General features: G+C 33.6%; 14 protein-coding genes. All 14 read left to right on the plus strand.

Annotated elements, in window-relative coordinates:
- The first annotated feature begins 14 nt into the window (after positions 1-14).
- The 14 genes from NNH57_RS17415 to NNH57_RS17475 all read left to right on the plus strand — a co-directional run bounded on the left by NNH57_RS17415 (position 15) and on the right by NNH57_RS17475 (position 12,469).
- A complete protein-coding gene (locus tag NNH57_RS17415) occupies positions 15-461 on the plus strand; it encodes a bactofilin family protein (RefSeq protein ID WP_074405844.1) in 447 nt (148 codons plus the stop codon).
- A 278-nt stretch (positions 462-739) separates the two neighbouring features.
- Positions 740-970 (plus strand): AtpZ/AtpI family protein, encoded by a 231-nt coding sequence (locus tag NNH57_RS17420; RefSeq protein WP_025665406.1) that lies wholly within the window; start codon positions 740-742, stop codon positions 968-970.
- 113 nt (positions 971-1,083) lie between these two features.
- Positions 1,084-1,461: a DUF6168 family protein gene (locus tag NNH57_RS26585; protein ID WP_108808200.1), complete on the plus strand. Its 378-nt coding sequence runs from the start codon at positions 1,084-1,086 to the stop codon at positions 1,459-1,461.
- A 122-nt stretch (positions 1,462-1,583) separates the two neighbouring features.
- On the plus strand, positions 1,584-2,660 hold the full coding sequence (gene atpB / locus NNH57_RS17425) for a F0F1 ATP synthase subunit A (protein ID WP_074405842.1): 1,077 nt from the start codon (positions 1,584-1,586) through the stop codon (positions 2,658-2,660).
- A gap of 32 nt (positions 2,661-2,692) precedes the next feature.
- Entirely contained in the window at positions 2,693-2,884 is a 192-nt protein-coding gene (atpE, locus tag NNH57_RS17430; RefSeq protein WP_034244746.1) for an ATP synthase F0 subunit C, read from the plus strand.
- 88 nt (positions 2,885-2,972) lie between these two features.
- Positions 2,973-3,473, plus strand: a complete 501-nt coding sequence (locus tag NNH57_RS17435) for a F0F1 ATP synthase subunit B (protein ID WP_074405841.1) — start codon at positions 2,973-2,975, stop codon at positions 3,471-3,473.
- 5 nt (positions 3,474-3,478) lie between these two features.
- Positions 3,479-4,006: an ATP synthase F1 subunit delta gene (gene atpH / locus NNH57_RS17440; RefSeq protein ID WP_074405840.1), complete on the plus strand. Its 528-nt coding sequence runs from the start codon at positions 3,479-3,481 to the stop codon at positions 4,004-4,006.
- A gap of 74 nt (positions 4,007-4,080) precedes the next feature.
- Positions 4,081-5,661 (plus strand): F0F1 ATP synthase subunit alpha, encoded by a 1,581-nt coding sequence (gene atpA, locus NNH57_RS17445; RefSeq protein WP_024769776.1) that lies wholly within the window; start codon positions 4,081-4,083, stop codon positions 5,659-5,661.
- A gap of 123 nt (positions 5,662-5,784) precedes the next feature.
- Entirely contained in the window at positions 5,785-6,645 is an 861-nt protein-coding gene (gene atpG, locus NNH57_RS17450; protein WP_074405839.1) for an ATP synthase F1 subunit gamma, read from the plus strand.
- Positions 6,646-6,846: 201 nt separating this feature from the next.
- The gene (locus tag NNH57_RS17455; protein ID WP_139062394.1) at positions 6,847-7,338 is read left to right on the plus strand and encodes a hypothetical protein; all 492 of its coding nucleotides are present in this window, start codon (positions 6,847-6,849) and stop codon (positions 7,336-7,338) included.
- Positions 7,339-7,453: 115 nt separating this feature from the next.
- Positions 7,454-9,328 (plus strand): hydrolase/aminopeptidase, encoded by a 1,875-nt coding sequence (locus tag NNH57_RS17460; RefSeq protein ID WP_074405837.1) that lies wholly within the window; start codon positions 7,454-7,456, stop codon positions 9,326-9,328.
- A 129-nt stretch (positions 9,329-9,457) separates the two neighbouring features.
- A complete protein-coding gene (locus NNH57_RS17465; protein WP_074405836.1) occupies positions 9,458-10,909 on the plus strand; it encodes an oligosaccharide flippase family protein in 1,452 nt (483 codons plus the stop codon).
- A gap of 74 nt (positions 10,910-10,983) precedes the next feature.
- Positions 10,984-11,418 (plus strand): dUTP diphosphatase, encoded by a 435-nt coding sequence (dut, locus tag NNH57_RS17470; RefSeq protein WP_074405835.1) that lies wholly within the window; start codon positions 10,984-10,986, stop codon positions 11,416-11,418.
- A 34-nt stretch (positions 11,419-11,452) separates the two neighbouring features.
- Positions 11,453-12,469: a sugar phosphate nucleotidyltransferase gene (locus NNH57_RS17475; protein ID WP_074405834.1), complete on the plus strand. Its 1,017-nt coding sequence runs from the start codon at positions 11,453-11,455 to the stop codon at positions 12,467-12,469.
- The last annotated feature ends 12 nt before the right edge of the window (positions 12,470-12,481 follow it).

Consider the following 12,481-nt stretch of genomic DNA (forward strand, 5'->3'; position numbering starts at 1 on the left):
CCCCCTTATATATTATGTTTTCAGACAATAAAAAAGGAAGAGACTACGGCAATACGACCGATTTCTCTCGTAACCAAAACAAAATCTCAGAAGGAACTAAAATCATAGGAGATGTTATTTCTGAAGGAGGTTTTAGAATTGAAGGTACTATCGAAGGAACTTTTAAAACTACTGGCAAAGTAGTAGTAGGAACATCAGGCTTTATTAAAGGTACGTTAGAGTGCTCTGATGCAGATTTCGAAGGTAAGTTCTCAGGAACTCTTAACGTATCAAATACCTTATCTTTAAAACCAACGGCACATATCGAAGGCGAAGTTACTGTAGGTAAATTGGCTGTTGAACCAGGAGCAAACTTTAATGCATCTTGTTCTATGAAAGGTAATGTGAAATCTTTGAGTAAGCCTAGTGAACAGAAACCTTCACAATCGCAAACAACACAAGGACAAGGAAAATCAGCTTAGATTAGAAGTTTGTATTTACTGTATTAGGTTTTCTCTTGATTGCCGTGAATACAAACTTCTAATATAAAAAATGTAACTATAAATTAGTTACAGGACGCTAAAGGGAGCATTTTTTCTCATAGAGCCAAAGCAGAAGAAAACTTCTCTTTAGTAAATAATCTCGAACGATTTAGTGATTACTTATTGTGGTCATGATATTGGATACGGGATCAGACAATAGATTTTCTGTATATTAGAATGTTTATTTAAAACGATGTTTTTTCTTAATAAAAGAAACCTTGAAAAATAATAATCGAGGTAAGAAAACCTTTAATAAATATATTGCCCTTACAGGAATAGCTTTCCAAATGGGAGCTACCATATTCCTGTGTGCTTACGCCGGAAAAAAACTAGATGCCTATTATGAATTGGATAAACAATGGTTTACCATGGGATTTATACTCTTTGGAGTAACCGCATCTATATACTTGGTGATTAAGCAACTCAATCGGATTAATAAATCTGATTGATTATTATAATGTATCGCCATTAGATTTTTAAATCCCTTAAATGCTTCTATACTATTTAGAAAATTTAGATATTTGATGAGTTTATTTTTTGAATAAAGAATTTTAATACGCTAATGGGAAAGAACGTATTCCGTTTTTTATTTCTTTTCACTATTGTAATAGCAGGCAGTTATATGATCCATATGGGTATCATAAACACCTTTTTGCTCGAAAGAAATATCAATATTATCAAGCTTTCATATGTATTCAATAGTGCATTCACCTTTGTCTTTACAATAGTTATACTAGTGCTAAGTAAAAAATTTAAAGACCAACTTGGTTTTATTTTTATGGCAGGTAGCCTTATAAAAATAGGAGTTTTTATGGCCGTCAGTAAGCTTAATGATTTCGAAATCAGTAAAAATGTCTTTCTTGATTTTTTTATAGCCTATCTAATCTGTTTAATCCTCGAAGTCTATTATGTTTCAAAAATTTTGAATTCTACTAAATAATTGATTTTCAGAAACTTAATCATTTACGGATAATCTTAAACTTATTTAGTCAAAATAGTTTAAGAATCTAACATAATTATGTACATTTGCACCGAAATTTAGGAACCGAAATTTTACGCGTAATGCAAAAACGTACTGTAGTTAAAATTTTATTGATTTTTAGTCTGGTCTTTACGACAGGAAACTTATTCGCCAAAGAATCCGAGAAAAAGGAAAATGAAGGAGAAGGAGGTTTAAAAGAACGAATCAAAGAATTTGTAGATCATCACCTTCAAGACTCTTATGATTTTACATTGTTTTCTGATGAAGAAGCAAACAAGCATTATGGCTTTCCTTTGCCTGTGATTTTATGGGATAATGGACTAAAAGTTTTTTCTTCCTCTAAATTTCACCACGGTGAATCTGTTGCCGAAGTTGATGGTAATCACTATAAGTTATACCATTCAAAAATTTATAAAACAGATGCATCAGGTACGATCAATTATGATGAAGATCACCATGCTACCAATGCAAAACCACTTGATTTTTCTATTACCAAAAATGTTGTAAGTATGCTATTGATTAGTCTACTTATGTTTTTTATGTTTAGAAGTCTTGCTAAATCATATAAGAAAAATAACGGTATCCCTACAGGAGTAGGACGTTTCTTAGAGCCTTTGGTTTTGTTTATAAGAGATGATATAGCTATTCCTAATATTGGAGAACATAAATATAAGAAGTACATGAGCTTTTTGCTTACCGTTTTCTTCTTTATTTGGTTTTTAAACCTTTTAGGAATGACTCCTCTGGGAGTTAATGTTACAGGAAATATTGCGGTAACTTTTGCATTGGCATTAATTGTATTTCTAATTACTAATTTAACAGCGAATAAAAATTATTGGGGTCACATTTTCTGGATGCCAGGTGTGCCAACTTTTATGAAAGTTGTTTTAGCGCCAATAGAATTGTTAGGAGTTTTTATCAAGCCATTTTCATTAATGATTCGTTTATATGCGAACATGACTGCAGGTCACGTAGTACTAATGAGTATTATTGGAATGATATTCATATTTAAAAACTGGATCGGTAGTCCATTATCATTTGGATTAGCTTTTGCGTTATCAATATTAGAATTATTGGTTGCAGCATTACAAGCTTATATATTTACGATGTTGTCTGCGCTATACTTTGGTATGGCAAATGAAGAGGCACATCACTAGAATTTGAACGTTTAATTTTTAATTATATAATTATGGAAATTCCAAATATTGTTGGAGCAGGTTTAATCGTAATCGGAGCTGGTATTGGTATCGGTAGAATCGGTGGACAGGCGATGGACGCTATCGCTCGTCAACCAGAAGCTTCTGGTAAAATCCAAACAGCTATGCTTATTGCAGCAGCACTTATTGAAGGTATTGGATTTGCAGCGTTATTCGCAGCTTAATTTACAAACAACAGCTATGACGGTTGGTTATAGCTGTTGTTAATTAGATTTTTAAAATTAAACACTAAAGAAATTAATATCACTAATAATGGAGAAGTTAATAAATGATTTTTCGTTTGGTCTGTTTTTCTGGCAGATCTTAATCTTTGTAGGTTTACTATTATTATTAAGAAAATTTGCATGGAAGCCTATTTTAGAGGCTGTAAATAATCGTGAAGAAGGAATCAAAAATGCATTAGAATCTGCAGAAGAAGCAAGAAAAGAAATGCAAAACCTTCAGGCAGATAATGAGCGAATCTTAAATGAAGCGAGAGCAGAACGTGATGGGATGCTTAAAGAAGCCAGACAGCTTAAAGAAAATATGATCTCTGATGCAAAGTCTGAAGCACAAGCAGAAGCTGATAAAATTGTAGCACAAGCACAAGCTACTATCGCTAGCGAGAAAAAGGCAGCAATTGCAGATCTTAAGAATCAGGTAGCAGGACTTTCTGTAGAGATTGCAGAAAAAGTAGTAAGAAAAGAATTATCTGGCAAAGGGAAACAACTAGAATTAGTTGAATCTATGTTAGAGGACGTTACTTTAAATTAAACTAAATGAGTAGAGCAGCAATACGTTATGCTAAAGCAGTTTTGAGCCTGGCTCAAGATAAAAAAACTACTGAAGATGTTCAGAAGGATATGCAAAGTATTATCGCGACAATTAGCGATAGCGCCGAGCTCAGAATGGTGTTAAGTAGTCCATTGATCAAAAGTGAAGTAAAACTTGCTTCATTGCGTGAGATCTTTAAAAGTACTGGTGAGATTACACAAAAACTTTTTGATGTATTAATCGAGAATAAAAGAGTGAACTTGTTAGATGATGTAGCAAAGCAATATAGTATTTTGTTTGATCAGTTAAACAACACTCAGGTTGCAAAAGTAACTACCGCAGTACCACTGGATAAAGGATTAAGCGCTAAAGTTTTGGCCAAGATTAAAGAATTAACAGGTAACGAAGCTACTATAGAAAATGTAATCGATGAAAGTATTATCGGTGGATTTATTCTTAGAGTAGGTGATTTACAGTATAATGCAAGTATAGCAAATAAGCTTACAAACTTAAGAAGAGAATTAAGCAATTAATACATACATTTTAAAATATAAATTTAATAATAAGAGAATGAGTGTTCAAGCTCGTTCTTTCAAACTATTATAAAATGGCAGAAGTGAATCCTGCTGAAGTATCAGCAATATTAAAACAACAATTATCTGGATTTGAAGCATCAGCTTCATTAGAAGAGGTAGGAACGGTATTACAAATAGGTGATGGTATCGCCAGAGTATACGGATTGTCTAATGCTCAATATGGAGAATTAGTACAGTTTGAATCTGGTTTAGAAGGTATCGTACTTAACTTAGAAGAAGATAATGTTGGGGTAGTACTTTTAGGTTCTTCAACTGAAGTTAAAGAAGGTGCAACTGTAAAACGTACACAACGTATCGCATCTATTAACGTTGGAGAAGGAATTGTAGGTCGTGTAGTGGATACATTAGGTAACCCTATCGATGGTAAAGGTGCGATCGAAGGTGAAACTTTCGAAATGCCATTAGAACGTAAAGCTCCTGGAGTAGTTTTTCGTCAACCAGTAAATGAACCTCTTCAGACAGGGATCAAGTCTATCGATGCGATGGTACCAGTAGGACGAGGACAGCGTGAATTAGTAATTGGTGACCGTCAGACAGGAAAAACAACAGTATGTATCGATACTATTCTTAATCAAAAAGAATTTTATGATGCTGGTGAACCAGTATATTGTATATATGTAGCTATAGGGCAAAAAGCATCTACAGTAGCATTAATTGCTAAAGTACTAGAAGATAAAGGTGCAATGGCATATACTACTATCGTAGCGGCTAATGCATCAGATCCTGCTCCAATGCAGGTATATGCTCCATTTGCTGGTGCTGCGATCGGAGAATATTTCCGTGATACAGGACGTCCTGCTTTAATTATCTATGATGATTTATCTAAACAGGCAGTAGCATACCGTGAAGTATCTTTATTATTACGTCGCCCACCAGGTCGTGAGGCGTATCCTGGAGATGTTTTCTATCTTCACTCTAGATTATTAGAGCGTTCTGCAAAAGTAATTGCAGATGATACTATTGCTAAAGATATGAATGACCTTCCTGATTCTTTAAAAGATAAAGTAAAGGGTGGTGGATCATTAACAGCATTACCAATTATCGAAACGCAAGCAGGTGATGTATCTGCGTATATCCCTACAAACGTAATTTCGATTACAGATGGTCAGATATTCTTAACATCAGATTTATTTAATTCTGGTGTACGTCCGGCAATTAATGTAGGTATCTCTGTATCTCGTGTTGGAGGATCTGCACAGATTAAATCAATGAAAAAAGTAGCAGGTACACTAAAATTAGATCAAGCACAGTTTCGTGAATTAGAAGCGTTTGCTAAGTTCGGATCTGACCTTGATGCGGCTACCTTAAACGTAATCGAAAAAGGAAAGCGTAACGTAGAGATTCTTAAGCAAGCACAAAATGATCCATATACCGTAGAAGATCAGATTGCAATCATCTATGCAGGTTCTAAAAACCTATTAAGAGATGTGCCTGTAAATAAAATAAAAGAATTTGAAAGTGATTATATAGAATATCTTAATGCTAAGCATAGAGATACACTAGATACTTTAAAAGCAGGAAAATTAACAGACGAGGTAATCGATGTATTAATGGCGGCTTGTAAAGAAATTTCAGCGAAATATAAAAACTAGTATTAAAGTACAGCGTGTTAAAATCTAACACGCTGTACTTAATAAAATAAAGTTTACTATTTAGAATGGTATTGATCTAGAAGGTACTCACTACTAACTACTCAATACTCAATACTAAGAAAAATGGCAAATTTAAAAGAATTACGTAGTAGAATTACCTCTGTATCTTCAACGATGCAAATTACCAGTGCCATGAAAATGGTGTCTGCAGCAAAGTTGAATAAGGCACAGATGGCGATTACTGCAATGCGTCCTTATGCAGATAAACTTACCGAGCTATTGCAAAACTTGAGCGCTTCACTAGAAGGAGATAGCGCAAGTGCATATGCAGAAGAACGTGAAGTGAAAAAAGTATTAGTAGTGGCAATTGCTTCTAATCGTGGTTTAGCAGGTGCTTTTAACTCTAATATTGTTAAAGGGGTAAGAGAGCTATATCAAAATGAATATGCAGGTAAGCAAGTAGATTTTGTTACCATAGGTAAAAAAGTCAATGATGTTGTTTCAAAAACACATACAGTAGTTGCAAATAGAAGCTCGGTGTATGATGATCTTACTTTTGCTAATGTTTCAGATATTGCAGAAGAACTAATGGAGTTATTCAGTAATGGTTCTTGTGATAAGATCGTTATTGTCTATAATAAATTTAGAAATGCAGCTTCTCAGGATGTTACTACAGAGCAATTCTTGCCTATTGTACCTATAGAAAGTGATAAGAATGTAAATCTAGATTATATCTTCGAACCTTCTAAGGAAGAGATTGTAGAGCAATTAATCCCTAAATCACTTAAAACACAATTGTATAAAGCAATACGAGACTCATTTGCATCAGAACATGGAGCACGTATGACAGCGATGCATAAAGCAACAGATAATGCTACAGAGCTTAGAGACGCACTTAAATTATCATACAATAAAGCAAGACAAGCTTCTATTACTAATGAAATCTTAGAGATTGTTGGTGGTGCCGAAGCTTTAAATAACTAATTGTAGTTTAGTATTGATTCAGCCTAGCTAGAATTTAGTATAATAAAATACCAAGACCTCATAAGTTTTCTTATGAGGTTTTTTGTTTTTTCAACAGGTATTTTGCCTATTTCCCTATCTTTAGCGAAACTAAAATTACCAAGACTATGTTTTTGGTATCAATTTTGTTTTTCAATACTTAAAATATCAAAAATGATAAATTTGAGAACAATAAGTACAACAATTGGTGTTTTGTTAGTCCTGATAACATATACACAATGTGCCAGCAGTCAACAAATCGATATGAAAACTCCAATAGTTATTAAAGATGTTTATTTTCAGAAATGGGTAGCCGGGGTTGAAGGCGGTGGTTCTGGTTTTATGCTATATATAGAAGTTAATTCGACATCAGATGTGCAATTAGAGTATGCGTATTTTAAAGGTAAAAAGATTGAACTGGGGCATAAAACCAATGAACTTGTATATGTAGGTCATCATACTTACCCTTCTAGAAGGCAAGATCTGATTATGAGTGATGATCCTAAGAAAGAGTTTAAGAACCAGTTACCGGCAGTTGAAAAAAAGCCTCCTTTCGAACTTAAAGATAATGAGTGCATTGTTGCGTATACCAAAAAGGGTAAAAAAGGGTATTTCAAATTAAATAATGTACCCGAAAAAGAATTGCAAGCGTATCCGACCAGAAAGAGTCAGTAAATTGTAAAGAACAACTAGTCATATATTGATGTATTTAGAGAGACAATACATAACTAGAAATACTATTTTTTTGAATAAAAGAGAATAATCAACACTATAAATTTATAAATAGGAAATGAAAAAAGTAATTACTTTATTGGTGTGTACAATACTAATGTTAGGAAGTTGTGCCGATACTAAAAAAGAAAAAAAAGAATTGAAAAAGGAAACTTCTTTGCCTAAGTATGAAGAAGAACCACATTCTTTCGCGCAGCCAAATAAAGCTGCAATAAAACATTTGGATTTAGATATAGATGTTGATTTTGAAAAAGAAATCATTAGCGGAAGTGCTACTTATCAAATAGAAAACAATAACGCTTCAGAAATCATTTTGGATGTTAAATTTTTGGAAATTGAAAATGTACAGACAGACGGAGTGGATACCAAGTTTGTATTAGGAAGATTTGATGAATACCTAGGGCAACCACTAAAAATTGATATTCAAAACACCACAAAAACAATAACAATTCAATATAAAACCACGAATAAGACTGAAGCATTACAATGGTTAAGTCCACAACAAACTGCCGATAAAACACATCCATTCTTATTTACGCAGGGACAAGCAATATTAACTAGAACCTGGATTCCTATACAGGATAGTCCACAGATAAGAATAACGTATAATGCTACAGTAAGTGTTCCATCAGACCTGATGGCAGTAATGAGTGCAGAAAACCCAAAAGAGAAAACAGAGAATGGAGAGTATCAATTTAGAATGAAACAACCTATCTCTCCGTATCTCATTGCACTAGCAGTTGGAGATATTGAGTATAAGGCGATTAGTGACAGAACTGGAGTCTATGCTGAGAAATCTATGGTAGATGCTGTTCATAATGAGTTTTCGGATATGGAAAAAATGGTTGTTGCGGCCGAAAAATTGTATGGAAAATATGCCTGGGAGCAATTTGATGTGATTGTATTACCACCAAGTTTTCCTTTTGGAGGAATGGAAAATCCACGTTTGACTTTTGCTACCCCTACACTAATAGCAGGAGATAAAAGTTTAACATCTGTTATAGCACATGAATTGGCACACTCCTGGTCGGGGAATTTGGTTACGAATTCAACCTGGGATGATTTTTGGCTTAATGAAGGGTTTACGGTTTATTTTGAAACCCGTATAATGGAAGAATTGTATGGAGTAGACAGGGCAAATATGTTAGCATTAATTAGTAGACAAAGTTTGAATGATGAAATAGAAGGTTTTAAATCAACACCGGATGAAACTAAATTAAAACTGAACTTAAAAGGGCGAAATCCTGATGATGGTATGAATAGTATTGCCTATGAGAAAGGGTACTTATTTTTAAGAACATTAGAAGAAACAGTAGGGCGTGAAAAATTTGATAAATTCCTTAACAATTACTTTCAAACACATGCCTTCTCTACTATAAGTACAGAGAAATTCATTGTTTTTTTGAATGAAAATTTATTGAGTAAAGAGAATATTAAATTTAATGCTGATGAGTGGGTTTATAAAGCAGGTGTTCCGAATAATGAAGCGGTTGCAAAATCAGACAAATTTGATAAAGTCTTAGAAGCGTTAACACAATTTATCGCAAATAATAAAGTAGATGTAAAAATTACCGAAAATTGGACAACTCAGGAATGGGTATATTTTGTTCGCAATTTTCCAAAAGATATAAATAAAAAGCATTTAGCCATGTTTGATAAAGCTTTTGATCTAACGAATGCTACCAATTCTTATATTGCAATGGTTTGGTACGAACAATCCATAAATCATGATTACCATGGTAATCATGTAGATAAAAAAATTGAAGATTTTCTTATTACTGTAGGACGTCGTTGGTATGTTTCTACTATTTTTAAAGCGTATCAACGAAACAATAAAACAAAAGAAGCATTACTTATTTATGAGAAAGCTCGACCAAACTATCATTCTGTCACTGTAAATACTATTGATGATATTTTAGGTGTTAAGAGTTAGTATTTAGTAACGAACTCGTTTAAGTTTTTTGGCCAATAGAAAAAATTTAAACGAGTTTGTTGGTAAAAAAAACGTGGCAATACATAAGACAAAAAAATTGTATTTTTACAGTTATAAGGATACCACCAATTGAGCATATTTCAAAAACTCTTTAAGCAAACTTTTATCTATGGGCTGGCAACAGTGCTTCCGCGCATGTTGTCTTTTCTTTTAGTCCCTCTGTATACAGATCTGTTGCCAACAGGAGAATACGGTAAGATTTCTATTATATTTTCGTATTTCGTGTTATTCAATGTTATACTGGCTTATGGTATGGAAACCGCTTTTTTTAGGTTTTTTAATAAAGAATCTGATAAAGATGCAGTAGTAAGTACATCTGCAATATCTTTGGTGATCTCATCATTTTGCTTTTTTGTTTTAGCCTTGCTATTTAGAAACCAAATAGCAATACTTACCGATATAAGAGTTGATTACATTACTTTAGTAATTTGGATTCTTTTATTAGATGCTTTAGTAATTATCCCTTTTGCATGGCTAAGAGCAAATGAAAAGCCAATGCGCTATTCATTGATTAAAATTCTAAATGTAATCGTTAATCTGGGGCTGAATGTCTTTCTCTTACTGTACTTAAAAACAGTATCAAAAGATTTTTCGATACTAAAGAGTATCACAATAGAGAATTATGAGATCAATTATATCTTCGTTTCTAATTTGATCGCGAGTGGATTAACATTAGTATTATTGGCTCCTTTCTATAGTAAGATTAAGTATCGTTTTAACCGAGTGCTTTGGAAAAAAATGATGAACTACGCTTTTCCGATTCTTATAGCAGGAGTTGCATACTCTATTAATGAAACGTTTGATAGAATTTTGTTGGATTACCTGTTGCCAGAAGATGTAGCTGATCATTTAGTTGGGGTATATTCTGCTTGTTATAAACTGGCATTGTTTATGACTTTGTTTGCTACAGCTTTTAGATTAGGAATAGAACCATTTTTCTTTAACTACTCCGAAAATAAGAATGCTCCCGAAACCTATGCCAGAATTACTAAATACTTTGTGGCTTTTGGAGCGGTTATTTTGCTTGGGGTGGTCGTTTTTGTACATTTATTAAAAGGCTTCATCATAAGAGATCAGGCATATTGGGAGGCCGTTAAAATTGTTCCGATAATTTTATTAGCCAATCTCTGCCTTGGGATATATCATAACCTTTCTGTATGGTATAAAATTACCGATAGAACTAAGTTTGGAGCTTATATTTCTGTAATAGGGGCTATAATTACATTAGTATTAAACTTTATTATGATACCAAAATATAGCTATCTTGGATCAGCTATAGCAACACTAGCAGCTTATGGATCTATGATGATGTTATCATGGTATTATGGTAAAAAATATTATCCTATTCCTTATAATCTTAAAAAGATAGGAATGTACCTTGCTCTATCTATTACCTTTTCAATTTTATCATTTTATGTTTTTGATAGTAATTATATAATTTCTATCCCATTGTTACTTGGGTTTTTAGTAATTTTGTACGCCTCAGAAAAGAAAGAATTAAAACAAATTTTAAAAAGATAGGTCCGGTTAAAATTTTGATTCTTACCGCTTACGGTAAAGTAGTCTAGCTTTTACAGGATAATTAGGATATCAATATGCAGATAAAAATAATTAATCAATCATCTCACGATCTACCTCATTACGAAACTATTGCTTCGGCAGGAATGGATCTAAGAGCACATATAACAGAATCAATAACGCTAAAACCACTAGAGCGTACAATTGTAAAAACCGGATTGTTTATAGAATTACCGGTTGGGTATGAAGCACAAGTACGTCCACGTAGTGGATTAGCAGCCAAAAAAGGGGTTACAGTACTTAATGCACCAGGAACAATCGATGCAGATTACCGGGGAGAGATTGGGGTGATTCTAGTAAATCTGTCGAATGAAGATTTTACTATTCAGAATGGAGAACGAGTAGCCCAAATGGTAATTGCAAAACACGAACGAGCAGAATGGATCGAGGTAACAGAATTATCAGAAACCACTAGAGGAGAAGGAGGATTTGGAAGTACAGGAGTTAAATAAGACATCAATCATCATAAAACCAATTTAAAGTAGCATGAAAATTATAGTACCAATGGCAGGAAGAGGGTCAAGACTAAGACCTCATACGCTCACAGTTCCTAAACCATTAATTCCGGTTGCTGGAAAACCAATAGTACACCGATTAGTATCTGATATTGCTAAAGTTTTAGGAGAACCAGTTGAGGAAATAGCCTTTGTATTAGGTGATCCTGCTTTTTTTGGAGATGATGTAGTAGAAAGTTTAACAACATTGGCAGAAAGCCTGGGAGCAAAAGCATCTATTTATAGGCAAGATCAACCCTTGGGAACAGGACACGCTATTATGTGTGCCAAAGAATCTTTGTCAGGACCTGCAGTAATTGCTTATGCAGATACACTAATTAGAGCAGATTTTAACCTCGATAAAAATGCAGACTCTGTAATTTGGGTAAAACAAGTAGACCAACCAGAAGCTTATGGTGTCGTAAAACTAAACGATAATAACGAGATTGTAGAATTAGTAGAAAAGCCTAAAGAATTTGTGTCCGACCTGGCAGTAATAGGTATATACTATTTTAAAGATGTGGCAGTTCTTAAAAACGAATTGCAGTATGTTCTGGATAATAACATTATTAATGGGGGAGAATATCAAATTAACGATGGAATTAAAAGAATGATGAGTAATGGAAAAGTATTTGTAACCGGACAGGTAGATGAATGGATGGACTGCGGAAACAAAAATGTGACCGTAGAAACAAATACAAGAATGCTGGGGTTTTTACAAAAAGATGGAGAACATTTGGTTAGTAATGAAGTTACACAAGAAAACTCAACTGTTATCGCTCCATGCTATTTGGGTGAAGGAGTAACGTTAAAAAATGCTACCATTGGGCCCAATGTTTCGATAGGAAAAGGATGTACAATCGAGAATGCAATAATCAAAAATAGTCTGATTCAGACCAAAACTGTCATAAAAAATGCTAACTTGGACAATGCTATGATTGGAAACAATGCTGTTTATGATGGAAACTTCACTACAGTTAGTATTGGAGACTATTCTGTTTTGGAATAATTTATGATGCAA

Source organism: Aquimarina spinulae (genome assembly GCF_943373825.1).
Lineage (GTDB): Bacteria > Bacteroidota > Bacteroidia > Flavobacteriales > Flavobacteriaceae > Aquimarina > Aquimarina spinulae.